This is a genomic window from Roseovarius nubinhibens ISM (assembly GCF_000152625.1).
Lineage (GTDB): Bacteria > Pseudomonadota > Alphaproteobacteria > Rhodobacterales > Rhodobacteraceae > Roseovarius > Roseovarius nubinhibens.
The window spans coordinates 1,284,845-1,309,895 of record NZ_CH724156.1; the positions used below are offsets into that span (position 1 = coordinate 1,284,845).

The 25,051-nt window shown below is 63.6% G+C and carries 23 protein-coding genes; 8 read left to right on the forward strand and 15 right to left on the reverse strand.

The genetic code is table 11. From position 1 onward, the window contains the following. The first annotated feature begins 77 nt into the window (after positions 1-77). Positions 78-791, forward strand: coding sequence for a phosphonate metabolism transcriptional regulator PhnF (gene phnF / locus ISM_RS06215; protein ID WP_009813277.1), 714 nt, complete (start codon positions 78-80; stop codon positions 789-791). A gap of 5 nt (positions 792-796) precedes the next feature. Here phnF and ISM_RS06220 read toward each other — a convergent pair whose 3' ends face one another. The 7 genes from ISM_RS06220 to ISM_RS06250 all read right to left on the reverse strand — a co-directional run bounded on the left by ISM_RS06220 (position 797) and on the right by ISM_RS06250 (position 10,016). Further along, on the reverse strand, positions 797-1,414 hold the full coding sequence (locus ISM_RS06220) for an LbetaH domain-containing protein (RefSeq protein WP_009813278.1): 618 nt from the start codon (positions 1,412-1,414) through the stop codon (positions 797-799). Further along, positions 1,411-2,790, reverse strand: coding sequence for a phosphonate ABC transporter, permease protein PhnE (phnE, locus tag ISM_RS06225; RefSeq protein ID WP_009813279.1), 1,380 nt, complete (start codon positions 2,788-2,790; stop codon positions 1,411-1,413). The genes ISM_RS06220 and phnE (ISM_RS06225) overlap by 4 nt, the downstream gene beginning before the upstream one ends. After that, positions 2,787-3,659, reverse strand: a complete 873-nt coding sequence (gene phnE, locus ISM_RS06230) for a phosphonate ABC transporter, permease protein PhnE (protein ID WP_420806181.1) — start codon at positions 3,657-3,659, stop codon at positions 2,787-2,789. The genes phnE (ISM_RS06225) and phnE (ISM_RS06230) overlap by 4 nt, the downstream gene beginning before the upstream one ends. Positions 3,660-3,723: 64 nt before the next feature. After that, positions 3,724-4,626, reverse strand: coding sequence for a phosphonate ABC transporter substrate-binding protein (phnD, locus tag ISM_RS06235; RefSeq protein WP_009813281.1), 903 nt, complete (start codon positions 4,624-4,626; stop codon positions 3,724-3,726). 57 nt (positions 4,627-4,683) lie between these two features. Continuing rightward, a complete protein-coding gene (gene phnC, locus ISM_RS06240) occupies positions 4,684-5,478 on the reverse strand; it encodes a phosphonate ABC transporter ATP-binding protein (protein ID WP_009813282.1) in 795 nt (264 codons plus the stop codon). A gap of 145 nt (positions 5,479-5,623) precedes the next feature. Continuing rightward, on the reverse strand, positions 5,624-8,755 hold the full coding sequence (locus ISM_RS06245) for an efflux RND transporter permease subunit (RefSeq protein WP_009813283.1): 3,132 nt from the start codon (positions 8,753-8,755) through the stop codon (positions 5,624-5,626). Between the two features lie 40 nt (positions 8,756-8,795). Then, positions 8,796-10,016: an efflux RND transporter periplasmic adaptor subunit gene (locus ISM_RS06250; protein WP_009813284.1), complete on the reverse strand. Its 1,221-nt coding sequence runs from the start codon at positions 10,014-10,016 to the stop codon at positions 8,796-8,798. Between the two features lie 315 nt (positions 10,017-10,331). Here ISM_RS06250 and nfsB point away from each other — a divergent pair, with 315 nt between their 5' ends. Next, positions 10,332-11,000 carry an oxygen-insensitive NAD(P)H nitroreductase gene (gene nfsB, locus ISM_RS06255; RefSeq protein WP_009813285.1) on the forward strand — a complete coding sequence of 223 codons (669 nt, stop codon included), beginning with the start codon at positions 10,332-10,334 and terminating at the stop codon, positions 10,998-11,000. A 70-nt stretch (positions 11,001-11,070) separates the two neighbouring features. Here nfsB and rpe read toward each other — a convergent pair whose 3' ends face one another. Continuing rightward, positions 11,071-11,760: a ribulose-phosphate 3-epimerase gene (gene rpe / locus ISM_RS06260; protein WP_009813286.1), complete on the reverse strand. Its 690-nt coding sequence runs from the start codon at positions 11,758-11,760 to the stop codon at positions 11,071-11,073. 175 nt (positions 11,761-11,935) lie between these two features. Here rpe and ISM_RS06265 point away from each other — a divergent pair, with 175 nt between their 5' ends. After that, positions 11,936-12,334, forward strand: a complete 399-nt coding sequence (locus tag ISM_RS06265; RefSeq protein ID WP_009813287.1) for a PaaI family thioesterase — start codon at positions 11,936-11,938, stop codon at positions 12,332-12,334. 18 nt (positions 12,335-12,352) lie between these two features. Here the strand turns inward: ISM_RS06265 and ISM_RS06270 are convergent, their stop codons facing one another. From ISM_RS06270 to ISM_RS06285, 4 genes are read right to left on the reverse strand one after another with little or no spacing between them, the layout of a single operon-like run. Then, positions 12,353-13,084: an SDR family NAD(P)-dependent oxidoreductase gene (locus ISM_RS06270; protein ID WP_009813288.1), complete on the reverse strand. Its 732-nt coding sequence runs from the start codon at positions 13,082-13,084 to the stop codon at positions 12,353-12,355. After that, the gene (locus tag ISM_RS06275; protein WP_009813289.1) at positions 13,081-13,815 is read right to left on the reverse strand and encodes an SDR family NAD(P)-dependent oxidoreductase; all 735 of its coding nucleotides are present in this window, start codon (positions 13,813-13,815) and stop codon (positions 13,081-13,083) included. The genes ISM_RS06270 and ISM_RS06275 overlap by 4 nt, the downstream gene beginning before the upstream one ends. 2 nt (positions 13,816-13,817) lie before the next feature. Beyond that, positions 13,818-15,368: a trimethylamine methyltransferase family protein gene (locus tag ISM_RS06280; protein WP_040617901.1), complete on the reverse strand. Its 1,551-nt coding sequence runs from the start codon at positions 15,366-15,368 to the stop codon at positions 13,818-13,820. Between the two features lie 25 nt (positions 15,369-15,393). Further along, entirely contained in the window at positions 15,394-16,089 is a 696-nt protein-coding gene (locus ISM_RS06285) for a GntR family transcriptional regulator (protein WP_009813291.1), read from the reverse strand. 114 nt (positions 16,090-16,203) lie between these two features. Between ISM_RS06285 and ISM_RS06290 the strand changes: the two genes are divergently transcribed. Further along, positions 16,204-17,652, forward strand: coding sequence for a TrkH family potassium uptake protein (locus ISM_RS06290; RefSeq protein ID WP_040617902.1), 1,449 nt, complete (start codon positions 16,204-16,206; stop codon positions 17,650-17,652). Further along, positions 17,652-19,244 carry a thiamine pyrophosphate-binding protein gene (locus tag ISM_RS06295; RefSeq protein ID WP_009813293.1) on the forward strand — a complete coding sequence of 531 codons (1,593 nt, stop codon included), beginning with the start codon at positions 17,652-17,654 and terminating at the stop codon, positions 19,242-19,244. The genes ISM_RS06290 and ISM_RS06295 overlap by 1 nt, the downstream gene beginning before the upstream one ends. 170 nt (positions 19,245-19,414) lie before the next feature. Here ISM_RS06295 and ISM_RS06300 read toward each other — a convergent pair whose 3' ends face one another. Continuing rightward, a complete protein-coding gene (locus ISM_RS06300) occupies positions 19,415-20,308 on the reverse strand; it encodes an AraC family transcriptional regulator (RefSeq protein WP_009813294.1) in 894 nt (297 codons plus the stop codon). Between the two features lie 169 nt (positions 20,309-20,477). On the opposite strand from ISM_RS06300, the gene ISM_RS06305 reads away from it, so the two are divergent. Next, the gene (locus tag ISM_RS06305) at positions 20,478-21,425 is read left to right on the forward strand and encodes an oxidoreductase (protein WP_009813295.1); all 948 of its coding nucleotides are present in this window, start codon (positions 20,478-20,480) and stop codon (positions 21,423-21,425) included. A 34-nt stretch (positions 21,426-21,459) separates the two neighbouring features. Here ISM_RS06305 and aroC read toward each other — a convergent pair whose 3' ends face one another. After that, positions 21,460-22,563 (reverse strand): chorismate synthase, encoded by a 1,104-nt coding sequence (aroC, locus tag ISM_RS06310; protein WP_009813296.1) that lies wholly within the window; start codon positions 22,561-22,563, stop codon positions 21,460-21,462. Positions 22,564-22,698: 135 nt separating this feature from the next. Here aroC and ISM_RS06315 point away from each other — a divergent pair, with 135 nt between their 5' ends. Then, positions 22,699-23,094, forward strand: a complete 396-nt coding sequence (locus tag ISM_RS06315; RefSeq protein ID WP_009813297.1) for a VOC family protein — start codon at positions 22,699-22,701, stop codon at positions 23,092-23,094. A 240-nt stretch (positions 23,095-23,334) separates the two neighbouring features. Here the strand turns inward: ISM_RS06315 and ald are convergent, their stop codons facing one another. Further along, positions 23,335-24,453, reverse strand: a complete 1,119-nt coding sequence (gene ald, locus ISM_RS06320; protein ID WP_009813298.1) for an alanine dehydrogenase — start codon at positions 24,451-24,453, stop codon at positions 23,335-23,337. A 136-nt stretch (positions 24,454-24,589) separates the two neighbouring features. Here ald and ISM_RS06325 point away from each other — a divergent pair, with 136 nt between their 5' ends. Continuing rightward, positions 24,590-25,048 (forward strand): Lrp/AsnC family transcriptional regulator, encoded by a 459-nt coding sequence (locus ISM_RS06325; protein WP_009813299.1) that lies wholly within the window; start codon positions 24,590-24,592, stop codon positions 25,046-25,048. The last annotated feature ends 3 nt before the right edge of the window (positions 25,049-25,051 follow it).

Sequence of the window (25,051 nt, forward strand, 5' to 3'; positions counted from 1 at the left end):
CAACTAGACAAATATAGCCACGACTCACCCACGAGTCGCAAGCGATGATTTGTGAAATTCTAATGACGAGAGTGCCCATGGCCCGAAATCCGATCTGGAAGACAATCACCGCCACCCTCACAAGCGAGATCGCCGACGGCCATTACCGGCCCGGGGACAAGCTGCCCACAGAGGCCGAATTATCGGCCCGTTTCGGCGTCAACCGCCACACCGTGCGCCGCGCCATCGCCGCGCTGGCCGAGGCCGGGTTGACCCATTCGCAACGCGGCTCGGGGGTCTTTGTCACTGCCAAACCGACCGATTATCCGCTCGGCCGCCGCGTCCGTTTCCACCAGAGCCTGCAGGCCGCGGGCCAAATCCCCGACAAGCGCACGCTGCGCATCGAGGTCCGGCTCGCCGACCCGCGCGAGGCCGAGGCGCTCCAGCTGCCCGAAGGCGCCTCTGTTTCCGTCTATGAAAGCCTGTCTTTCGCCGATGGCGCACCGATGGCGCTGGCCCGGTCGCTCTTTCCGACCGCCCGCTTCCCCGACATTCTCACCCATCTGCAGGAAACCAATTCCGTCACCGAGGCGCTGCGCCGTTCCGGTCTCGACGACTACACCCGGATCTCCACCCGGCTCACCGCCAAGGCCGCCACCGCCACCCAGGCGACCCATCTGCGCATCCCCGAAGGCGCGCCGATCCTGCGCAGCGTCGGCATCAATGTCGATTCAGGTAACCGGCCCGTCGAATACGGTCAGACTTGGTTTGCCGGGGATCGCGTCACCCTGACGATCTCGCCGGACGACTGACCGGCTCAGCCCTCGTATTTCTCGAGAAACTCCGCCACCGGCAAGGCCCGAAAATCCACCAGCGCCTTGCCCACCGCCTCATGCGTCCAGTCCCACCAGCCCAAGCCGATCAACCGCTCGGCCAGCTGCGGCGCAAGCCGCGCCCGCACCGGCCGCGCCGGCACGCCTGCGACGATCTGATAGGGGTCCACAGGCTTGGTCACCACCGCCCCCGCCGCGACCACCGCGCCATGGCCAATGCGCACCTCGGGCATCACCATCGCGCCATGGCCAATCCATGTGTCATGCCCGACCACCACCCGCCGCGACGCCCGATGCGCAAAGAACGCCGCATCATCCGCCGCATCCTCCCAATACTCCGCCGAGCGATACATGAAGTGATGCAACGACGCCCGGTCGAGCGAATGATCGGTCGGCCCGATCCGCGCAAAGCTCGCGATATTGGAGAACTTACCGATCTCGCTATTGGCAATATCGGCATAGCGGTCGGTATAGCTGTAATCGCCCATGCTGGAATTGAGCAACCGCGTCCCCTGACCGAGCGCCACAAACCGCCCCATCTGCGAGTTCACCACCTCCGACCCCGCACCGATGCGGGGCCGGCCCGGATCAAGCCCGCTCATACCGGCAGCGGCCCGGCCTTTGGTGCCGGTGTTTTGGCCTTCTTCGCAGGCGCATCATCGCCCTTGATCAGCCGCCGCCGCAACATCCCCGACAGCCAATCCATCGCCATCACCATCATGATGATGAGCACGATGTAATAGCTCACCTCTTCCCAATCCTTCTGGGTGATCATCGCCTGGGTGAGCAGCAAGCCGATGCCACCGCCGGTGATCGCCCCGATGATCGTCGCCGACCGCGTGTTCGATTCGAGGTAATAGAGAACCTGGCTGAGCAGCACCGGCGTGATCTGCGGGATCACCCCAAAGCGATAGCGCTGCAATGGCTTGGCCCCGGTCGACTGCACGCCCTCGATCTGCTTGCTATCGACATTCTCCAACGCCTCCGAGAACATCTTGCCGAAACTGCCGGTATCCGTCAGCAGGATCGCCAGCGCCCCGGTGAGCGGCCCCGGCCCAAAGGCCCGCGCCAGAACGATGGTCCAGATCAGCGCATCCACCCCGCGCAGGAAATCGAACACCCGCCGCATGGCAAAGCGCACGCTCTTCAGCGGGGTGAAATTCCGCGCCGCCATAAAGCCCAAGGGAAGCGCCACGATCGCCGCCCCGAAGGTGCCGAGAAACGCCATCAGGATCGTCTCGAAGATCGCCCAATAGACCTCGCCATGCCGCCACATCGCATTGTTGATGAACCCGTCCCACATGGCCGAGATATTCGACTGTCCCGGCACCACCTGATCGCCGGAAAACGCCAGCCCCACCAGCTCGGCAAACCCCTTGCCATGGAACGGGCTGTCGAGCGTGAAGAAAAACAGCTCCCAGCCGGTGAAATAGCGCAGCACCTCGGTCCGGTTGCGGGTGATGGTCAGCCGCCCCGCCTCGGTGGTGATCGTCACCCGGTTTTTCGACGCGTTGATCCACTCGGGCAGATCGCCGGGGGGAAACTCGGCCTGCGCGCCTTGCCGTCCCGGCCGCGCGGTGATCGTGCCATAGCCCGGAATGTCATAGCTGACGATTTCCTGACCAAAGCTCACCACATGCCCCGCGCCAAGGTCGATCACACTGGTCTCGCCCAGCGTCACCCACTCCGGCGACATGCCCTCGGGATAGGTCCCCTTGCGCTCGCCCTCGATGGCGATCTCGACCGCGCCATTGCGATTGTCACGGCTGACATGGGTCTTGTAGCTATAGCTGTCCGCCACCAGTGTCCGCGCGTTCTCGGCGCTGGCCCGGCCGAGAACCCCCGCCATGTCAAAGCTGACAAAGATATAGGCGAGATAGACCACAATCACTGCCGGAAGGGCAAAGCCCCAGCGCCGTTTCTTCTGAAACCGGCGGTCGGCTTCGGTCTTCATGATGCCAAGCGTCGCCACACTCATGCCGCGCGTCCTTCTGTAAGCTTGTGACGCACCACCGATGACAGCTGATCGACCAGCACGATGGACAGGAACAGCAGGATGAAGATCGCCGCCGCCTCGTCATATTTACCCTGGCCCCAGCTCATCGCGTTCTTGAGCTCATAGCCAATGCCCCCCGCCCCGACAAAGCCGAGGATCGCCGAGGCGCGAATGTTGATCTCGAACCGCAAGAGCGCATAGCTCACATAGTTCGGGCTCACCTGCGGGATCACGCCAAGCCACATGCGCTGGCTCCAGGTCGCCCCGACCGACGCGAGCCCATCCACCGGCTTGATATCGGCATTCTCGTTGACCTCGGAAAACAGCTTGCCGAGCGCGCCAGCCGTGTGAAAGGCGATGGCGATCATCGCCGGCACCGGGCCACCGCCCAGCACAAAGATCAGCACCAGCGCGATGACGATTTCGGGCACCGCCCGCATGATGTCCATGACCCGGCGAAACACCGGGATGAGCCGCGGCCATTTCGCCAATCCCCGCGTCGCCAGCAGCGACAGAAGAATGGCAAAAAGCGCGCCGGTAAGCGTCGCGGCGGCGGCAATATTGATCGTCTCGATCAGCGCCGGCAGATAGGTCACCAGATGCGCGGGCAAAAGCGCGATCTTCTCCGCCGCCTCGCCCAGAACCTCGCCGGGGAAATCGAAAATCCGGTGCAACCCGCTCCAGAATCCGCCCGCGTTGCGACTGTCGGCAAGGTCAAACCCGCCGACCATCAGCGCCACGAAAAGCGCCAGGAGAATGCCGCCGTAAATGCGTTTGCGGCGCATCGCGCCAAGATAGTCGGATCGGATATCCGCGACGGGCCGTGGACCGTCACCCAGCAATGTCTGCACCTTGCGTCCCTCGCAATAAATTACGGACCCCGCCGGGGCAGGGTCCGCAGATGGTGGTCTGAAATCAGTTGGACTTCAGTTTGCGTGCTTCGATGATCACGTTGTAGGCGTCATGGGTGATCGGCATGAAACCCTTGGCCTCACCCTGCAGCACGCCATAGGCGCAGTCTTCGTCGAGCGATTTGAGCGACGCCATCAGCGCGGTCATCTTGACTTTGACGTCCGACGGCAGCTCGCTGCGCAGAACAACCGGACCCTCGGGGATCGGCTTCGACTTCCAGATTTCCACGAGGTCGTTCATGTCGACGAGACCGGCATCAACCGCCTTGCGCAGCGCGCCCGAGTTGTAGCCATCTTCCCATTCGCCCAGACCGTCGGCCCAGGTCACGCCCGCGTCGACATCGCCATTGTTGACCGCAACGATGGTCTGCTCATGGCCACCGGTGAATTTCACTTCACCGAAATAGTCGCCCGAGGTCATGGTCGACCCGGTCGCCTCAGGGATCTCGATCGACGGGATCAGGAAGCCCGAGGTCGAGTTGGGATCACCGAAGCCGAACACCTTGCCCTTCATGTCGTCGAGCGAGGCAATCCCGGCATCCTTGCGGGCGAAGCCCACCGAGTAATAGCCATAGCCGCCATCATTGTTGACCTTGACGAGGATCGGCTCGACCGCTTCGGGATCGCTCAGATAGACCTTGGCATAGGCCGATGCGCCGAGCCACGCCATGTCGATGGTGCCACCCAGCAGGCCTTGGATCACACCGTTGTAATCGGCCGGGGCAAAGAGCTTGGTCTCGACACCGAGAAGCTCTTGGGTCTTTTCGCGCAGGCATTCATTGCTGTTCATGCGGTCCTGGGCGTTTTCGCCGCCGAGGATACCGATGCGGAATTCCTTGATCTCTTCCGCCGCGGCAGGTGCGACGAGGGCGGTGCTGGCCAGGATGGCGGCAACAAGCGTTTTCATGTGAACTATCTCCGGTTGGTTCGCGCCTCCCGACCCCCGGGAGACGCCAGGTAAGGGTTAGGCTGGAACGGCGATGGGCTGATCGATCGCGGTCGATGTGGCCCCTTCGTTGAAACTCGCATCGGCACCGTAAATGTCGCGCGCGACCCCGGCGGTCAGCTGCTCGGGCGTGCCGTCAAACACGATCCGCCCGGCCCGCATCCCGATGATCCGGTCGCAATAGCGCCGGGCGGTGTCGAGCGTGTGAAGGTTCGCGACGACCATACGTCCGTCCTCTTCGTGAATGCGGCGCAGCGCATCCATCACGACCTGCGCGTTCATCGGGTCGAGGCTGGCAATCGGTTCGTCGGCGAGAATGATCTTCGGGTCCTGCATCAGCGCCCGCGCGATGGCGACCCGCTGTTGCTGCCCGCCCGACAGCGCCTCGGCGCGTTTGGCGGCGTTCTCGGCAATGCCGAGACGGTCGAGAATATCGATGGCCTTATGCACATCCTCGGTCGGATAGAGGTTGAACATCGTGGCCAGCGTGCTGCGCTTGCTGAGCGTGCCATGCAGCACGTTCGACACCACATCCATCCGCGGCACGAGGTTGAACTGCTGAAAGATCATCGCGCAATCGGACTGCCAGCCGCGCTTCTCGGCGCCGGTCAGGCTCAGCACATCGCGCCCTTCGAACAGGATGCGACCCTCGGTGGTATCGGTCATCCGGTTCATGATCCGCAGCAGCGTGGACTTGCCCGCACCCGACCGTCCGATGATCCCGATCAGCGCCGGTTTCTCGACGGTGAAATTCGCGGCATCCACAGCAGTGCTCTGCCCGAATCTCTTGGTCAGATTTTCAACGATCAGCATAACAGCCCCCAATTGCGTCGAGGGCTTCCTGAGCCTTTTCTGTTACGCCCGCATGTCACTTGGATGATGGTTTTGTAACGGCAAACGCAAACCCCCCGGCCCATCGGACCGGGGGGTTACAGACCTGTTACAGCCGTAATACCGCTTAGCTTTTGACCGTCTCCGCACCAGGCCGCGTCTTGCGCCACCCCTTGGTAAGCCGATGAATGATCACAAAGAACACCGGCACAAAGATCACCCCGAGCATCGTCGACGACACGGTCCCGCCGAGCACACCGCTCCCAATCGCCGTCCGCCCCCCAGAGCCCGCCCCGCTCGACAGAACAAGCGGCAGCACCCCCAGCGAGAAGGCCATTGAGGTCATCAGGATCGGCCGGAACCGTTGTTTCGCGGCCTCCGTCACCCCAGAGTAAAGCGGCGCCCCGGCATCCATGCGCTCGCGGGCAAACTCGACGATGAGAATCGCGTTCTTGCCGGTCAGACCGATCACCGTCAGCAGCGCCACCTGCAGATAGACACCGTTCTCGAAACTTCCGAGCCACGCCGCTATCAGCGCCCCGGTGATCCCGATCGGCATCGCCAGCATCACCGCCACCGGGATCGACCAGCTCTCATAAAGCGCCGCGAGACAGAGGAACACCGCCGCCAGCGACAGCGCATAGAGAAGCCCCGCCTGACTGCCCGACTCGCGCTCTTCGAGCGACAGCCCGGTCCAGGCCACCTCGTAGCCCGGCGGCAATTGCGCCGCCAGCGCCTCGATCTCGGCCATCGCCTCGCCGGTGGTCACCCCCGGCGCCGGGCTGCCCTGCAGCTGCACCGCCGGAATGCCGTTATAGCGATAGAGCCCCTGCGCCCCGTATTCCCAACTGCCCTCGGCAAAGTTGGAAAACGGCACCAGCCCACCGGTCGCGTTGCGCACCCGCCAGCGCTCGATATCCTCGGGCACCATGCGATAGGGCGCATCACCCTGCACATAGACCCGCTTGATCCGGCCCCGGTCGAGGAAATCGTTCACATAACGCCCGGCCCAGGCCACCGACAACAGATTGCCAACCTCCGACGCCGACAGACCCATCGCCCCCGCCGCCTGCCAATCCACGTCGAGCTTGAACTGCGCCGCATCTTCAAGCCCGTTGGGCCGGACAGAGGCGATCTTGCCGCCCTGCATCGCCATCCCGATGAGCTGATTGCGCGCCTCGATCACCTGCTCATGGCTCTGCCCGTTCCGCGCCTGCAGATAGAAATCGAACCCGCTCACATTGCCGAGCTCGATCACCGCCGGCGGCACGATGGGAAAGACAAACCCTTCCTGGATCTGCGAGAACGCGCCAAAGGCCCGCCCCGCCAGCGCCCCGACGCTCTGCTGCGGCTCGGTCCGCTCGTCCCAATCCTTGAGGCTGACAAAGGCGATGCCCATGTTCTGCCCCTGCCCGGCAAAGCTGAACCCGTTCACGGTGAACACCGAATTGACCAGCTCGCCCTCCTGCTCAAGGTAATAGTTGCGCACCTTGCTGAGCACCTCTTCGGTCTGCTCCGCCGAGGAACCCGTCGGCCCCTGCACGATGGTAAAGAGAATGCCCTGATCCTCTTCGGGCAGGAACCCCGTCGGCGTGCGCACAAAGAGAAACGCCATCAGCCCGCCGATCATCAGATAGAGGATCCCGACCCGCAGCGGCCGCTTGATCACATAGCCGACCGTGCCCGCATAGCCGTTGGTAAGCTTGTCAAACCCGCGGTTGAACAGGCCAAAGATGCCGCGCTCTTTCGCGCCATGCTCGGGCTTGCGCAGCATCGTCGCACAGAGCGCCGGGGTCAGCGTCACCGCCACCAGCACCGAGAGCATCATCGCCGACACCACGGTGATCGCGAACTGCTGATAGATCACCCCGGTCGAGCCACCGAAAAAGGCCATCGGAATGAACACCGCCGACAGGACGAGCGCGATCCCCACCAGCGCGCCGGTGATCTGATCCATGGATTTCTTGGTGGCCTCATAGGGGCCGAGCCCCTCGTCCTCCATGATCCTCTCGACGTTCTCGACCACCACAATGGCGTCATCGACCAACAGACCGATGGCCAGAACCATCGCCAGCATGGTCAGCGTGTTGATGGTGAACCCAAAGAGCGCCATGATCCCGAACGTCCCCAACAGAACCACCGGCACCGCCAGCGTCGGGATGAGCGTCGCCCGCAGGTTCTGCAGGAACAGAAGCATCACCAGGAACACGAGACCGATCGCCTCAAAGAGCGTGTGCACCACCGATTCAATCGAGATTTCGACAAAGGGCGTGGTGTCATAGGGAATGCGGTATTCGACCCCATCGGGGAAGAAGGCCGACACATCCTCGAGCTTTTCCTTGACCCGCTCCGACGTGTCGAGAGCATTGGCCCCGGTGGCGAGCTGAATCGCCATCCCCGCCGTCGGCGCGCCATTGTAATGCGCCGAGGTGGCATAGCTCTCCGCGCCGATCTCGACCCGCGCCACATCTCGGACGAGCACCAGACCGCCATCGGTCTCGGCCCGGATCACGATCTGTTCGAAATCCTCTGGCGTGCTGAGCAGCGATTGCGCGGTGATCGTCGCGTTGAGCATCTGCCCATCCACCGCCGGCAGCGACCCGAACGAACCCGCCGACACCTGCGCATTCTCTTCCGAGACCGCCTGCACCACATCCGCCGGGGTCAGCTCGAACGCGTTGAGCTTTTCCGGGTCGAGCCAGATGCGCATCGCATATTGCGCGCCGAACACCTGCACATTGCCGACCCCTTCGAGACGGCTGAACTCATCGACCATGCTCGCCACGAGGTAATCCGACAGGTCGAGCGCCTCGAGACGGCCATCGGTCGACACCAGCGCAATCACCATCAGGAACCCGCCCGAGGATTTCTCCACCGACACGCCCTGACGCTGCACCTGCTCGGGCAACAGCGTCGAGGCCTGGCTGAGCTTGTTTTGCACCTGCACCTGCGCGATATCGGCATCGGTGCCGGTCTCAAAGGTGAGCGTGACATTCGCGGCCCCGGTCGAGGTCGAGGACGAGCTGATATAGCGCAGCCCATCCAGCCCGGTCATCTGCTCTTCGATCACCTGCGTGACCGTGTTGTTGACGGTCTCTGCCGAAGCCCCGGGATAGACTGCGTTGACCTGCACCGTGGGCGGCGCGATCTCTGGATATTGGGCCACCGGCAGGATCAGGATCGACAAGACCCCGACCCCCATCAGCAGGATCGAAATGACCCAGGCGAAAATCGGTCGGTCGATGAAAAAGCGTGCCATATACTCATGCAATCCTTTTTGGCGCCCGCAGGCGCGCTAATCACTCTGCGGCGGGGGCGGCCCCGTCGGTGCCCTCGGCGGTGCCCTCAGTGGCGCCTTCTGTGGCACCCTCGGCGCTTGCCGCCTCGGGCTTGGCGCGCTCTTGAGGGGCCACCGGGCTGCCTTCTGCAATCTTCTGCAGCCCGCCCACGATGACCTTGTCGCCCGGCGCAAGACCGTCATTGACGATCCATGTGTTGCCCTGCGTCCCAAGCGTCGTCAGCACCCGTGCTTCGACGACATTCTCCGCATTGGCGACAAGCGCCGTCGGCTGCCCCCGGCGGTCCCGCGACACGCCCTCTTGCGGCACCAGAACCACGCCCATCGCCTTATCCACGGGCATATGCGCCTTCACATACATCCCCGGCAGCAAGAGCTGATCGGGATTGGGAAACTCGAGCCGCAGCACCGACACGCCGGTCTGCGCATCGACATGCGCCTCGGCGGCCAGCAAGGTGCCGGTATGCTCATAGGTCGATCCATCCGCCAGCGTCAGCGTCACGGTCGGGTCGATGTCGGCCAGGTCACGGCCCTCTTTCATCGCATCGCGACGGCGGCGCACCACCTCGGCCGCCGAGGCGGTCACATCGACATAAACCCGGTCGATCTGCCGGATCACCGCCAGCGGATCGGCCTGCTGCGCCGTGACCAGCGCCCCTTGCGTGGTCAACGCCCGGCCCACCTGCCCCGACAGAGGCGCGGTGATCGTGGTATGTTCGAGGTTGATCTCATCCGCCCGAAGCTGCGCCTCCGCCACCAGCAAAGCCGCCTGCGCCGCGTCCCGCGCCGCCACCGCATCATCCAGCGCCTGCTCCGAGGCCACATTGCGCCGCACCAGCTCGGTCATCCGCGCGGCTTCCTTATCCGTCGCCGTCACCGCCGCCTTGGCCTGGGCCACGCTGGCCTCGGCCCGCTGCACCTGCGCCGCATAGATCGCCGGATCGATCCGATACATCGGATCGCCCTCCTTGACCTCCGCGCCCTCCTGGAACAACCGCTCGACAAGGATGCCCGACACCTGCGGCCGCACCTCTGCCACCCCCAGCGCCACGACCCGCCCCGGCAGCTCCGAGGTCAGCGTCACGTCCTTGGCCTCAAGCGTCACAACCGTCACCGGGGTCGGTGGCGGCGCATCCTGCGCAGCCGCATCCGCCGGAGGAAACACCAGCCGGATCGCCAGCAACGAGGCCAGGGCCACAATCTTGAATTTCGAAGTTAACATGCGCGTCTCCTGCACTCGCGGACGGTCGAACGAATTATGTTACGTCAATTAACACTTTGGCGCCTGCTACCACCAACCCGTTGTGTTTAACAGAGAAGTCACGCCACAGGGTATTGCGCTTTTTTGCACATAAAATGACAGACCTGCCGTTTCCCTGCTCTGCCGCCGTTTCACGCCCCCTCACGGGGCATTCTCTTCGTTCTCGATAAAATCTATTCCGGTTTCGCCCGTTTATTCGCATTCCCTCCTGTCTTACCTCGTCAGCAGCCAATCACGCGGGGCGCCTCCGCCCCGTCCGACCCGAGGACATAAGACATGACATCGACCATCACCGACTACAGCCGCGCCCGTTACACGGTCAAAGCGTTCAACCCCGATCGCCGGATCAGCGACGCCGACATGGCCAAGGTCCGAGACCTCCTGCGCCTCAGCCCGTCGAGCACGAACCTCCAGCCGTGGTATTTCGTCATCGCCAGCACCGAAGAGGGCAAGGCCCGCGTCGCCAAATCGGCCGAAACCAAATTCCCCTTCAACGCGCCCTCGATCAAGAAGGCGAGCCATGTCATCGTCTTCGCCAGCCGCCTCGAGCTGACCGAAGACTACCTGCAAAAGGTTCTCGCCCAAGAAGAGGCCGACGGCCGCTTTGCCGCCAACCCCGAAGAGTTCAAGGCGCAGATGCACGGCGGCCGCTCGCTCTTCTCGAACATCCACAAGCACGACATGAAGGATGCCCAGCATTGGATGGACAAGCAGGTCTATCTCAACCTTGGCAATTTCCTTCTCGGCGTCGCCGCGCTCGGCATTGACGCGACCCCGATGGAAGGCGTCGACACCCAGGCGCTCGATGCCGAATTCGGCCTGCGCGAAAAAGGCTATGGCAGCCTCTTCGTCGTGCCCATCGGCTATGCCGACACCGAGGCCGACTACAACCGCGCCCTGCCCAAATCGCGCCTGCGCGAAGAGGACATCATGCTCGAGGTCTGAGGTCATTGCGACCCGATGCGCCGCCCCTCCCCAACCGGGGTCGGGCGGCCATCACAGGTCTGGCGCGGGCCTAGCCCTGCGCCGCTTCTGCCGCCGACCGAATGGCGCGGATGTTCTCGCCATAGACCTCGGGCTTGGCGACGCTGCCGCCCTTGAACACGCCTGACCCGGCAACCAGAACATCAGCCCCCGCCGCCACGACGAGCGGCGCGGTCTCGGGCGTGACACCGCCATCGATCTCGATATGCACGGGCCGGTCACCGATCATCGCGCGCAGCTCGGCAATCTTGGCGGTCATGTCGATAAACTTCTGCCCGCCAAAACCGGGGTTCACGGTCATCACACAGATCACATCGGTCAGGTCCAGAAGATGCGCCACCGCATCCGCCGAGGTCCCGGGGTTGAGCGCCACGCCCGCCTTCATCCCGGCGCCGCGAATGGCCTGCAAGGTGCGGTGAATATGCGGCCCCGCCTCGACATGCGCGGTCAGAACATCGGCCCCCGCATCGGCATAGGCGTCAATATAGGGATCGACCGGCGCAATCATCAGATGCACATCCATCACCGTTTTCACATGCGGGCGGAACGCCTTGACCGCTTGCGGACCAAAGGTGAGGTTCGGCACGAAATGCCCGTCCATCACATCCACATGCACCCAATCGGCGCCCTGCGCTTCGATGGCCTGAATCTCCTGCCCGAAATTGGCGAAATCGGCGGAAAGAATGGACGGGGCGATCTTGATGGCACGGTCAAAGCTCATGGCATTCCTCTTGGGCTGCATAGGGTCTGCTATATAGGGTCTGCGATGCCACGCGCTATGGGCCGCCTGACGCGCTAGGTCAAGGGCCGGGCACCACCGGCAATTGCACCGCCCCCCGCTTTGTGCCACCCATGGCCCGATCCGCACGCCCGCCCAGACGCCCAAAGGACCCGACATGAGCCAATCACCAGATCTCGAAAAACGCTCTGCCTTTCAAACCCATATTGGGTTCGAGGTCACCGGCTGGGAGGTCGATGTCGCGCGGGTCGAGGCCCCCATCGCCCCCTTCATGAGCAATCGGCAGGGCATCCCCCATGGTGGCGTGCACGCCACCCTGCTCGACAGCGCCATGGGCTTTGCCGGCTGCTACACCGGCGATCCCGACCGCCAGCAAAACGCGCTCACCCTGTCGCTCACCGTGAATTACGTGGGGCAGGCACAGGGCAGCCGCCTCATCGCCGAAGGTCGCCGCATCGGGGGCGGCCGCAAGACCTATTTCGCCGAAGGCCGGCTTACCGACGATCTCGGCAATCTGGTCGCCACCGCCAGCGGCACCTTCCGCTACCGCTCCTGAGGTCTCGGGTCGCGCCGCTCAGGGCAGGCTGAGCTGCGCGGTCCGCCCGCCATCAATCGTATAGATCTGCCCGGTCACGAAACTCGCCTCCTCACTGGCGAGCCAGCAAACCAGCTGCGCCACCTCATCCGGCCGCCCCGTGCGCCGGACCGGATGAATCGACCCTATTTCAGCACGAAACGCCTTTGGATCGGGCATAGAGTCGATGAAATCCTCGTTCAGCGGCGTGTCGATCCAGCCCGGCGCCACCGCGTTACAGCGCACGCCCTCCGGCCCATGATCCACCGCCACCGCGCGGGTGAGCCCATGCAGCCCCGCCTTGGACGCGCAATAGGCCGGGTGGCGCGGGTTGGACCCGAGCCCCTCGATCGAGCCCACGTTCACAATCGCACCGCCACCGTCGCGCAGCATCGGCAGCGCCGCCCGGATGAGCTGAAACGGCGCGGTCAAATTGACCTGAAGATGCGCCGCCCAATCCGCGTCGCTCGTCTCTTCCACCGAGCCTTCGCGCATCAGCCCGGCATTGTTGATCAGGATATCGAGCCGCCCGACCCGCTCGGCGACGGTGGCGATCACCCGCTCGGCCGCGCCGGGATCAGCGAAATCCGCCTTGATAGGGTCGAAATCGGCCGAACCCCGCTGGGCGGTGAGCACCTGCGCCCCGCCCTCGGCCAGACGCCGCGCGATGGCGGCCCCCATGCCGCTCGACGCGCCGGTGACCAGCGCCACCTTGCCCGCGAACCGGCTCATCCGACCGGCTTCGCGCCATTGACCTCGACCAGCGCACCGCAAACATAGCGCGCCGCGTCCGAGGCGAGGAAAGCGATCACATCGGCAATCTCTTCCGGCTCCGCGATATGGCCGATGGGCACCGACCGGTTGAGCTCTTCGATGCCCTTGTCCGGGTCGAGCCCGCGAATGGCAAACCCGGTGCGCAGCATCGGCGTGTTGACCTCGTTGGGACAGACCGCATTGACCCGGATGCCCTGGCCCGCGTGATCGCGGCCCAGACATTGGGTCAGCGAGGCGAGCGCCGCTTTCGACATGATGTAGAGCGGATGGTTCGGCCCCGGATGCACCCCCCAGCAGGAGGCGGTGTTGACGATGGCCCCGCCGCCCGCCTCGGCCATGATCGGGATCGCCGCCCGGCACAGGCGAAACGGCGCTTCGACATTGACCGCCATGGTCAGCGCGTAATCCTCGTCGCTGGCCTGGGTGATGTCGCCACGGGTGATCACCCCGGCGTTGTTGATGAGGATATCAAGCCCGCCCAGCGCGTCCTGCACCTGCCCCGGCAGCCCGTCGCAATAGGCCGGATCGCGCAGATCGCCCTCCAAAATCAGGTCCGACGCAATACCGTCGCAATACCGATCAGATACCGCAACCCGCGCTCCCTCGGATTTGAGCAGGGTGACAACCGCCTTGCCGATGCCCCCCGCAGCCCCCGTGACCAGTGCCACCTTGCCCTCGAACCGCCCCATGATCAGTACTCCTGATTGAGCGCATCGGCCGCCGGGATCTCCCGCTCGCGCCGCGCGATATAGTCCCGAAGGGCCTCGTCCACACCCGCATCGAGCTTGGGTTCGAAATAGTCGGCCAAGAGCGATTTCACATGGGCCAGCGCCCGCTCATTCGTCTCTATTCCGCCCTCAGCCTGCCATTGTTCGATCGAGTTGTTGTCAAAGAGATCCGGCATGAAAAACGCCCGCTGGAAGTTCTCCAACGTATGCGCATGCCCCAGGTAATGCCCCCCCGGCCCGACATCCGACACCGCCGCCACGGCCTCATCGAAATCGTCCCAGCGGATGCCTTCGGCCATCCGGTAGGCCATCGCACATTGCTCGGCATCGACGACGAATTTCGCCATCGAACAATGCATCCCCGCCTCGTTCCACCCCGCCGCGTGCCACATGTAGTTCGTGCCCGCCATCTGCAACGCCATCAACGTGGTCGCACTCTCGTAACCTGCTTGGGAATCAAAGGTTTTTGACCCACCCAGCGCCGTCGAAGACCGCCACGGCACGCCATAGAACCGGGCCATCTGACCGATCATCAGGTTCATCAGACTGATCTCCGGCGTCCCCGCCATCGGCGCCCCCGACTTCATGCTGACCGTGCTCAGATAATGTCCATAGATCGCCGGACAGCCTTTGCGCACCACCTGCGTATAGGCCAGCGCCGACAGCGCCTCGGCATTGAGCTGCGCCACCGTCGGCGCGACGCTCGCAGGCGTGTTCGCCCCGCCGAGAACGAAGGGCGAGCAGAGCACCGGCTGATTGCGCCGGTTGAACGCCCGCATCGCACCGAGCATGGTCTCGTCCCAAACCAGCGGGCTGTTGCCGTTGCAATTCCCGGTCACCACCGGATGCGTCTCGAGAAACTCTTCGCCAAAGAGGATCGCACACATATCGAGCACATCCTCGGCGTTCTTGGGGCTGGTGGTCATCCCCATGAACATCTTGTCGGAATGTTTCATCGAACTGTAGGTGATCCGCAGATGCCGCTGGCTGATCGGATGATCATAGGGCTCGACGATATGATGCGCCGAGCTGTGCATCGCCGGCAGCATATGGCTCAGCTTGTGGAAATTCGCGAGATCGTCGAGCGTCGGGTTGCGCCGCACATCGTCAAGGTCGCGCAGAAACGGTGCGCCGGTCATCGGCACGAACACCGCATGATCGCGCCCGAACGGCAGGTTATTGGCCGGGTTGCGCGCGTGATAGGTAAATGTCTCGGGGATCGTCTTGATCAGCTCGCGCACCAGCGCCCGGTCGAGATACACGGTCTCGCCGACCACCTTGGCCCCTGCCCTGCGCCAATCTTCAAGCGCGATATCGTCGCGAAAAACCACGCCAACGGTTTCGAGAATGTCCATCGAGGCCGCGTCGATCCGTTCGATCTGCTCCTGATCCATCGGCTCGGTGAGGGGCAGCCCCCGCTTCAACGCCGGAAGCATCGCAAAATCCCGTGTCTGCCTGATAGCCTTGCGCGCGCCACGGCCCCGACGGGCTGGTTTTTCGGCCACTACACTCATCTCTGGTCTCTCCTTAGGGGGCGGCTCAGGCGCCCATCTCGACAAGTTCCGACCCCAAGGGCAGCGGGTCGGGCATCACATAGCGTTCAAGCTGATCGCGGGTCAGGTTCCAGTGATCCATGGTCAGGGTCACCATGTTGTCGCCATCGCGGCGCGCCATCGCTTCGAGCATCGCATCATGCTGCGCGACAGAGCTTTCGACCCGGCGCGCCCCGTCCTCGGAGGAGGGGCGATAGAAGGTCTGGCTCAGCCGCGTGTGATCGATCAGCATCCGGTTGAGCGCGACGAGAAGATAGGGATTGCGCGCCATAAGGCCCATCTGCTGATGAAACCCATGGTTGAGGAAAGACGCCGCCTCGGCATCGCCCTCGGCATGGGCCGCACGAAATTCTTCCTGAATCTTATGCAGCTGGTCTAGCTGCGCCGGGAGGTGATTTTCCGCCGCCTGACGTGCCACATTGCAATAGATGAGCGGCGCCGTCTGAAAGAAAACGCGCATCGTCGCCAGATCCATCGACGACACTTTGGCCCCGCGGTTCTGTTCGATCCGCGCATAGCCCTCGCCCGCGAGGCGCTGAAAAATCTCGCGCAACGGCGTCCGCGACAGCCCGTATTCCTCGCAGAGCGTCGCCTCGTCGAGATCGCTGCCCGGGGCAATCCTCTGAGTGAGGATGCGGCGGCGCAAATCTTCCAGACAGGCGGTTTTCTTATCTCGACTCATGGGCCCTCTCAATCTGGATACGATTCGTATACATTTTGTATTCATCTGTCCAGATTTTCTCGCGCAGCCCGCGCATCGCTTGACACTCTGGCACCCACAGGCCAACGCTTCGCCATGCACGACCTGCGCCCTATTGGATACGTGATCGGCCTCACCGTTCTGGCCCTTGGATTGACGATGCTGCTGCCCATGCTGGTGGACATCGCCGATGGCCGAGGCCATTGGCCTGTGTTCGCGGAAAGCGCACTGTTTACCATCCTGATCGGAAGCCTGGTGGCGATCAGCTGCCGCAATGGCGTGCGCGAAGGGCTGACGGTGCAGCAGACCTTTCTTCTCGCCACCGGTGTCTGGGTGGCGCTGCCGGCCTTTGGTGCGCTTCCCTTCATGCTCGGCGCGACCGAGTTCGGGATCACCAACGCCATCTTCGAGGCCATGTCGGGCCTCACCACCACCGGATCCACCGTCATCGTCGGGCTCGACACGCTGCCCAAGGGGCTGCTTCTTTGGCGCGGCATTCTGCAATGGCTCGGCGGCGTCGGGATCATCGTCTTTGCCATGGTGTTCCTGCCGGTGCTGCGCATCGGGGGGATGCAGATCTTTCGCTCCGAAGCCTTCGACACGATGGGCAAGATCCTCCCCAAGGCGAGCGCCATCGCCTCGCAGATCTCGGTGATCTATCTCGCGCTGACGTTGGCCTGCACCATGAGCTATCTGCTGGTGGGGATGAACGCCTTTGACGCCACGGTCCATGCGCTGACGACGATCTCGACCGGCGGGTTTTCCAATTACGACGCCTCTTTCGGCACCTTCTCTGGCCCGGCGGAATATATCGCCAGCCTCTTCATGATCCTCGCCGCCCTGCCCTTTGTCCGCTATGTGCAGCTCATCAATGGCCGCACCCTGCCGCTGTTTCGCGACCCGCAAATCCAGGCCTTTCTCATGGTGGTCTTCGGCACTGCGGCGGTGATGGCGATGTTTCTGGTCAACATCTTCCCGACCCACCCGGAACAGGCCTTTCGCGAGGCGCTGTTTAACATCACCTCGATCATCTCGGGCACCGGCTATGCCAGTGTCGACTATATGCAATGGGGTCCGTTTCCGATTTCGATCTTCTTTTTTATCGGGCTGGTGGGCGGCTGCGCGGGATCAACCGCCTGTTCGGCCAAGATTTTCCGCTATCAGATCCTCTTCGCCTCGATCCGCACCCAGCTTCAGCGCATCCGCTCGCCGCATGGCATCTTTGTGCCGCGCTATGACGGGCGCCCCATCGAAGATGATGTGCTGAGCTCGGTCATGTCGTTTTTCATGTTCTTCATCCTGACCCTGGGCGTGCTCGCCGTGCTGCTGAGCATGACCGGCCTCGATTTCCTGACCTCGATTTCCGGCGCGGCGACGGCGATTGCCAATATCGGTCCGGGCCTCGGTGACATCATCGGTCCGGCCGGGAATTTCGCCACGTTGAACACCACGGCCAAGTGGCTCTTGACGCTGGCCATGCTGATCGGACGGCTCGAGCTTCTCGTCGTCTACGCATTATTCACCGTCAGTTTTTGGAGGGCCTGATGACCGCTGATAAGAACCACACCCGTCCCTTGGGTGCACAGATCTCGCATATGCTCAAATCGCGTGGGGTAGACACGATTTTCGGCATTCCGGGCGTGCATAACCAAGAGATGTATCGCGGCATCGAAGAGGCCGGCATCACCCATGTTCTGGCCCGTCACGAACAGGGCGCGGGCTTTATGGCCGATGGCTATGCCCGTGCCTCGGGGCGGCCGGGGGTGGCCTATGTCATCACTGGGCCGGGCCTGTGCAATATCATGACGCCGATGGGCCAGGCCTATTCCGACAGCGTGTCGGTTTTGGTCCTGTCGTCCTGCCTAGATGAGACCGCCGCCTATCGTGGGCAGCTGCACCAGATGCTCGATCAGCGGGCGGCGGGGGATACGGTCTGCGACTGGTCCTATGAGGCGCGGGATGCGCAGGCGGCCTATGGGCTGATCGACCGGGCGATGGCGGAATTCGCCACGCAGCGGCCGCGCAGCAAGCATATCCAGGTGCCGATCGCCGCGCTGGAGGCCGAGGCCCCTGCAGCGCCCGAGGTGCCGACGCCGCCGGCGCGGAGCCATGGCGATCTGCCGGGTGGTTTGGCTCAGCGCATCATGGGCGCGAAAAAGCCGATGTTCGTGCTTGGCGGTGGCGCGCGTGGGGATGTGGACGCCCTGCGCAATGCCTTGAAAACATTGGGCGCTGCGAGCTTTGTCACCACGGCGGGCAAGGGCATTGTGGGCTCGGATGATCCGCTCCATTTCGGGAGCTACCTGCCGCGGCCGGATAGTGCGGCTGTCATCAAGGGGGCGGACCTTGTGGTGGCGGTCGGGACCGAGCTGGCGGAGGTCGATCTGTGGCGGCGCGAGCTGGGCAATTCGGGGCCGCTGATCCGGGTGGATATCTGCCCCGAAGTGCTGTCGCAGCCGATCAATAGCGAAGCGGTGATGATGGAGAGCGGGGCGTTTTTCCGCGCGCTAAATCAATCACTTGAGGGGCATCAACCCAAGACGGGCTGGACCGCGCAGGAGGTCAAGGCGACCCGGGCGCGGTTCCGGGCGGAAGTGGATGCCGAGCGGCCGGGGATCGCGAGGGTGGCGGATGCGCTGCGCGAGGTGATGCCGGATGACGCGATGATCTATACGGATATGACGCAATTTGCCTATGTTTCCGTGGAGTTATGGGACATCGAGCAGCCCGGTCACTGGCACCATCCGGCAGGCTTCGGGACGCTGGGCTATGCCATGCCGGCGGCGATTGGTGGGGCCATGGCGCGGCCGGGGAAACCGACGGTGGCGATCGCCGGGGATTACGGATTTCAGTATACAGTTCAAGAGCTTGGCGCAGCGGTGGAGATGAAATTGCCGCTGCCGATCCTGCTCTGGGACAACCAGAAGCTCAAAGAGATCGAGGACAGCATGGTCGGGGCACAGATCGCGCCCAACTCGGTCATCGCTCATAACCCGGATTTCGTAGCTCTGGCAAAGGCTTATGGTGCGCGCGCCGAGGCGCCGAAGACGCTCAAAGAGCTGCAGAGCGCGCTTACGGCGGCCTTTGAGGCGGACGGGCCGACGGTGATTTACATGACCGGTGACATGGCGGATTGAGCCGCGTTAACCCGTTAAAACCGCCGAAAAACGCCATGTCGGTATCACGTCGGTAAAACGACAGTAATGCGACTGTGGTCCCTTTGGCGGATTCCAGCGCGACAGGCCGGGCCTTAACCTTTGGCGGGTCGAGGCCCGACCCACACGCCGCGCCAAGCGGCGAGACATGATCAGAGCGCGCCAAGCGCGAGCTGCTGTGCCTCGGCCCATTGCCGGGGGGATTGGCCGTAGTGGCGCTTGAACTCGCGGCTGAACTGCGAGGGGCTGACATAGCCCACCTCCTGCGCCGCTGCGTTGACCGTCGCGCCGCTTGCGATCTTCATCGCCGCCTTGTTGAGCCGCATCGATTTGACGAATTGCACCGGCGCCATCCGCGTCGCCTGTTTGAATCGGCGATGAAAGGCGGCGCGGCTCATCCCTGCGCGGGACGCGAGATCGTCGATGGAGACGGGCGCGTCGAGATGATCCGAGAGATGGGCGATGACCCGCGCCATGGCGTTGCCGGCGCTGAAGGCGCGCCGGGCAAAGGCCCCGGCCTCGCCCTTGAGAATGGCATAATAGAGTTCGCGCAGCCGCGCCTGACCCAAGATTGCCATGTCGGTCGGGCTCTCGCCGAGCTCTAGCAGGCGCAGCAGCGCGTCGGTGAAATCGGGCTCCCACCGGGCCAGTTGGATGCCCGGGCTGCGGCCGCCGCTCTCTGCCGCTGGCAGGGCGTGACCGGCGCGGTCCAACTCGAGCCCGAGCTCGCTCATCAGCCGCGCGTTCAGCGACAGGAACACCCCATAGAGCGGGGCCTCGGGCGAGGCGGCGGGCGTGCCCGCCTTGACCGGCATCGACATCGGGCAGCAGAGGTAGCGCGCGCTGTCATAGACAAAGCGTTCGCCATCGAGAATGGCCTCTTTCACGCCGCTGACGATGGCCACGACGCAGGGATCATAGACCGCCGGGACGCAGGGAATGGATTGGGTGGCCCGAAACAGGCGCAGCCCCTCGATGCCGGTCTCGGTCAGACCATCCCGGTCGGCGCGGCGGGCGATGAGGGTGAGAATCTGATCTTTGCTCATGATCCCAAAGTAGGGGGCGAACAGAGGCGTTTACAACCGAGTTGAGACAATCAGGCAAGTAATCGGGACGATTGTGCCTATGTTCGTCGCGCTGTGAGACCTATTTGCAGATGAGACAGCGAAACATCAATCGGCGACGGGATGCAAGAGGCCCGCAGGAGATAGGACAATGGCAGATACGCAATTTGGCCCCCATGGCTGGACACCCGAGCGGCTCGGCTCTCTCGCGGGGCGGTGCTATGTCATCACCGGGGCCAATGCCGGCACCGGCTATGAGGCGGCGCGGCTCTTTCTGTCGAAAGGGGCGTCGGTGGTGATGCTCAACCGCAGCGCCGAGAAATCCGCCGCCGCCATCGCGACGCTCAAGGCGGAACATGGCGCAGAGGCCGATGTGCGGTTCATTGAGATGGACCTTGCGGATCTGACCAGTGTGCGCCGGGCGGCGGAGGAGATCCGCGAAACCGTGCCGCGCATCGACGCGCTCATCTGCAATGCGGCCATCGCGCAGGTGCCCAAGCAACGGCTGACGGTGGATGGGTTCGAGAGCCAGCTCGGCACCAACCATTATGGGCATTTCGCGCTTTGCGGTCTCTTGTTCGAGCGGATCGAAGAGAGCGAGGGCCGCATCGTCGTGGTGGCGAGCCTCGGCTATAATATGGGGATCAAGACGATCCAGTTCGACGATCTGAACTGGGACAACAACTACAGCGCCAATGCGGTCTATAGCCAATCCAAGCTGGCGCAAATGATGTTTGCCTATGAATTGCAGGATCGGATCCGGGCGGCGGGCAAGAGCGTCGAGGTTCTCGTGTGTCACCCCGGATCGTCCAAGACCTCGCTCATCAAGACCAGCGGCAGCCCGGTGATGCGGGCGATCTGGTGGCTCATGACCAAGTCGCCGATGGTGCAGACGGCGCAGCAGGGGGCCTATCCCGAGGTGATGTGCGCCACCGAGGAGGGGCTGGAAGAGCGGGCGCTCTATGGTCCGACGGGGCGGATGGAATTTGTCGGCCCGGTGGGCCGGGGCACATTGCACCCGCATGCCTATGACAAGCCGGTGATGACCCGGCTCTGGGAGGTGTCGGAAGCGGCGACCGGGGTGGTCTGGCCGCTCTGATCAGGGGCGGGGGTGGCGCGGGGGGCGCGGAGGATCAGCCGATCTTGCCGCGCGGGCCGTCGCCCACCTGACCGCGGTGCAGCATCAGGTGATCGAGGATCACGCAGGCCATCATCGCCTCGCCCACCGGCACCGCGCGAATGCCGACGCAAGGATCGTGGCGGCCCTTGGTGACCACCTCGATCGGAGTGCCATCGCGGCGGATCGAGCGGCGGGGGGTGAGGATCGACGAGGTCGGTTTGACCGCGAAACGCACGACGAGATCCTGACCCGTGGAGATGCCGCCGAGGATACCACCGGCGTGGTTCGAGCTATATTCCGGGCCGTTCTCGCCCATGAAAATCTCGTCCGCATTGTCGGTGCCCATAAGTTCGGCCGCGGCCATGCCTTCGCCGATCTCGACGCCTTTGACGGCGTTGATCGACATCATCGCGGCGGCAAGATCGGTGTCGAGCTTGCCATAGATCGGGGCGCCGAGCCCGGCGGGCACGCCGCGCGCCACCACTTCGACCACCGCGCCGACAGAGTTCTGCGCCTTGCGGATCTTCTGCAGATAGGTCTCCCACGCGGGGGCGGCGCTGGCATCGGGCAGCCAGAAGTCGTTCTGGTCGATGGCATCCCAGTCGAACCGCGTGCGGTCGAGGGTCATCTCGCCCATGCGGGTCATATAGCCCTTGATCTCGATCCCCGGCACCAGCGCGTCGAGCGCGGCGCGGGCGATGCCGCCCGCCGCGACCCGGGCCGCCGTTTCGCGGGCCGAGCTGCGACCGCCGCCGCGATAATCGCGCAAACCGTATTTCTGGTGATAGGTGATGTCGGCATGGCCGGGGCGGAAGGTCTCGGCGATGTCGCCATAGTCGCGCGACCGCTGATCGGTGTTTTCGATCATCAGCTGGATCGAGGTGCCGGTGGTTTCGCCCTCGAACACGCCCGACAGGATGCGCACCGCGTCGGGTTCGTTGCGCTGGGTGGTGTTCTTGTTCTGGCCGGGGCGGCGTTTGTCGAGCCAGTGCTGCAGCATGGCCTCGTCCACCTTGATGCCCGGCGGGCAGCCATCCACCGTCGCGCCGAGCGCGGGCCCGTGGCTCTCGCCCCAGGTGGTGAAGCGGAAGAGATGTCCGAATGTGTTGAGGCTCATGTCGCGGGCTCCTTTGGAAATTGGGTCTAATGGCCGGGTTGCCGCGCCTCAAGCCCTTTTGATGTCTGGCGGGGTTTGCGGGGATGGGCAGAGCGGCTATGACCGGGGTCAGGCAAAGAGATGCAGGAGCATGAGATGGCAAAACTGATCCACGGGATGATCCGGGTTCTCGACGAGGAACGGTCGGTGAATTTCTATCGCGAGGCCTTTGGGCTTCGGGTTGAAAAGCGGCTCGATTTCACCTCATTCACGCTTGTTTACCTGCGAAATGAGGAAGCGGATTTCGAGATTGAGCTGACCATCAACAAGGATCGCGAGGCGGCCTATGACCTTGGCGATGGCTATGGTCACATGGCGGTTGTGGTGGAGGATCTCGAGGCCGAGCACGCGCGGTTTCAGGAGGCCGGGCTCAACCCGCGCAAGCTTGTCGAGTTTGCGCCGGATGGCGAGCTGATCGCCAAGTTCTTTTTCGTGGCGGACCCGGATGGCTATGAGATCGAAGTGATGCAGCGCCATGGGCGGTATCGGTAAGAGGCGGAGGGGGATCGCCCGCCCGGATAAAATCCGGGCATCGCCCGACCTCCCCCAGGAGGGCGATTTTGAGGTGGTGGCAGTTTCGCGGTGGTCGCTGTTTGGCGAGCGGTCGTGTCATGTCGCCGGAGTGAACGCCCTCCAGGTCGGGCGAGGCCCTTGCGCACCTCTGAAACGAGAAAGGCGGACCCTTGGGCCCGCCTTTTTATCATTTTAGCCCGTGTTAGGCTCTGTTTTTGATCAGGCCTTGACCAGCATCTGCGGCGAGATCACGTCGATGCCGAGCGCCTTGCCGACGGCGTAATAGGTGAGCTGACCGGCGTGGACGTTGAGCCCTTCGAGCAGGTGCGGATCGTCGGCGCAGGCCTTTTTCCAGCCCTTGTTGGCCAGGGCCAGCATGAAGGGCATGGTGGCGTTGCCAAGGGCGATGGTCGAGGTCCGGGCCACGGCGCCGGGCATGTTGGCCACGCAGTAATGCATGATCCCGTCCACCTCGTAGATCGGATCGGCATGGGTGGTGGCGCGCGAGGTCTCGAAACAGCCGCCTTGGTCGATGGCGACGTCGACGAGCACCGCGCCGGGCTTCATCGTGGCGAATTGCTCGCGGCGCACCAGCTTGGGCGCTTCGGCGCCGGGGATGAGCACCGCACCGATGACCATATCGGCCTCGGTCAGATGTTCGGCCAAGAGACCGGCGGAGGAATAGCCGGTGTTGAACGTGCCGCCAAAGACATCGTCGAGATAGCGCAGACGCGGCAGCGAGCGGTCGAGCACGGTCACATCCGCGCCCATGCCCGCAGCGATACGGGCGGCATGGGTGCCGACGACACCGCCGCCGATGACCACGACCTTGGCCGGGCCGACGCCGGGCACGCCACCCATCAGCACGCCACGGCCGCCATTGGCCTTTTGCAGCGTATAGGCGCCGACCTGCGGTGCGAGACGGCCGGCGACCTCGGACATCGGCGCGAGCAGCGGCAGCCCGCCGTTGCGGTCGGTCACGGTCTCATAGGCGATGGCGGTACAGCCGGAGGCCAGCAGATCCTTGGTCTGTTCGGGATCGGGGGCGAGGTGCAGATAGGTAAAGAGCAGCTGGCCCTCGCGCAGCATCTTGCGCTCAACCGCCTGCGGTTCCTTGACCTTTACGATCATGTCGGCGCTGGCAAAGATTTCCTCGGCCGTGTCGATGATCGCGGCCCCGGCAGCGATATAGTCGTCATCAGAAAAGCCGGCACCGATGCCAGCACCGGCCTGAACGATCACCTCATGTCCGTTCTCAACGGCCTCACGCGCGGCATTGGGCGTGAGGCCAACACGGAATTCTTGGGGTTTGATTTCCGTTGGGCATCCGATTTTCATGGTCTCTCCTCCTTGGACTGTCGGTCAGGGTAGGGGAGAATCGGCGCAAAAGGATGCGAAATACCTCTCGCCATTCGGGGATGTTTTCGAATATTCTGCGATGATACCCGCGTAGCCACAGGAGTTTCTTGCGCATATGTCACTCGACACAACCGATCGTCGCATTCTCGCCGTGCTTCAGCGACAGGGGCGGATTTCGAATGCCGACCTGGCGGAGAAGGTCAATCTCTCGGCCAGCGCCTGTCACCGGCGGGTGCAGCGCCTCGAGACCGAGGGCTATATCGCGGGCTATGTCGCGTTGCTGGATGCGCGCAAGATGGGGGTGCCGTCAACCGTTTTCGTCGAGATCACCCTGTCGACGCAGGCCGATGAGGTGCTCGAGGCCTTTGAAAAGGCGGTGGCGCGAATCCCCGATGTTCTCGAATGTCATCTGACGGCGGGGGCGGCGGATTACATCCTCAAGGTGGTGGCCGAGGATACCGAGGATTTCGCTCGCATTCACCGCCGGTCGCTGGCGCGGCTGCCGGGGGTGGCGAAGATGCAGTCGAGCTTTGCCCTGCGCACGGTGAGCAAGACCACGGCGCTGCCGGTTTAAAAC

Coding starts and splice junctions, on each gene's coding strand:
- ISM_RS06275 (WP_009813289.1), bottom strand. CDS start 13,815: ATGGGGCGGTTCGAGGGCAAGGTGGCACTGGTCACGGGGGCTGCGGGG.
- ISM_RS06290 (WP_040617902.1), top strand. CDS start 16,204: ATGCACGACCTGCGCCCTATTGGATACGTGATCGGCCTCACCGTTCTG.
- ISM_RS06325 (WP_009813299.1), top strand. CDS start 24,590: ATGTCACTCGACACAACCGATCGTCGCATTCTCGCCGTGCTTCAGCGA.
- phnE (WP_009813279.1), bottom strand. CDS start 2,790: ATGAGTGTGGCGACGCTTGGCATCATGAAGACCGAAGCCGACCGCCGG.
- ISM_RS06305 (WP_009813295.1), top strand. CDS start 20,478: ATGGCAGATACGCAATTTGGCCCCCATGGCTGGACACCCGAGCGGCTC.
- ISM_RS06280 (WP_040617901.1), bottom strand. CDS start 15,368: ATGAGTGTAGTGGCCGAAAAACCAGCCCGTCGGGGCCGTGGCGCGCGC.
- ISM_RS06265 (WP_009813287.1), top strand. CDS start 11,936: ATGAGCCAATCACCAGATCTCGAAAAACGCTCTGCCTTTCAAACCCAT.
- ISM_RS06220 (WP_009813278.1), bottom strand. CDS start 1,414: ATGAGCGGGCTTGATCCGGGCCGGCCCCGCATCGGTGCGGGGTCGGAG.
- phnC (WP_009813282.1), bottom strand. CDS start 5,478: ATGCTGATCGTTGAAAATCTGACCAAGAGATTCGGGCAGAGCACTGCT.
- phnD (WP_009813281.1), bottom strand. CDS start 4,626: ATGAAAACGCTTGTTGCCGCCATCCTGGCCAGCACCGCCCTCGTCGCA.
- ISM_RS06245 (WP_009813283.1), bottom strand. CDS start 8,755: ATGGCACGCTTTTTCATCGACCGACCGATTTTCGCCTGGGTCATTTCG.
- ISM_RS06250 (WP_009813284.1), bottom strand. CDS start 10,016: ATGTTAACTTCGAAATTCAAGATTGTGGCCCTGGCCTCGTTGCTGGCG.
- ISM_RS06285 (WP_009813291.1), bottom strand. CDS start 16,089: ATGAGTCGAGATAAGAAAACCGCCTGTCTGGAAGATTTGCGCCGCCGC.
- rpe (WP_009813286.1), bottom strand. CDS start 11,760: ATGAGCTTTGACCGTGCCATCAAGATCGCCCCGTCCATTCTTTCCGCC.
- ISM_RS06315 (WP_009813297.1), top strand. CDS start 22,699: ATGGCAAAACTGATCCACGGGATGATCCGGGTTCTCGACGAGGAACGG.
- phnF (WP_009813277.1), top strand. CDS start 78: ATGGCCCGAAATCCGATCTGGAAGACAATCACCGCCACCCTCACAAGC.
- nfsB (WP_009813285.1), top strand. CDS start 10,332: ATGACATCGACCATCACCGACTACAGCCGCGCCCGTTACACGGTCAAA.
- ald (WP_009813298.1), bottom strand. CDS start 24,453: ATGAAAATCGGATGCCCAACGGAAATCAAACCCCAAGAATTCCGTGTT.
- ISM_RS06300 (WP_009813294.1), bottom strand. CDS start 20,308: ATGAGCAAAGATCAGATTCTCACCCTCATCGCCCGCCGCGCCGACCGG.
- aroC (WP_009813296.1), bottom strand. CDS start 22,563: ATGAGCCTCAACACATTCGGACATCTCTTCCGCTTCACCACCTGGGGC.
- ISM_RS06270 (WP_009813288.1), bottom strand. CDS start 13,084: ATGAGCCGGTTCGCGGGCAAGGTGGCGCTGGTCACCGGCGCGTCGAGC.
- ISM_RS06295 (WP_009813293.1), top strand. CDS start 17,652: ATGACCGCTGATAAGAACCACACCCGTCCCTTGGGTGCACAGATCTCG.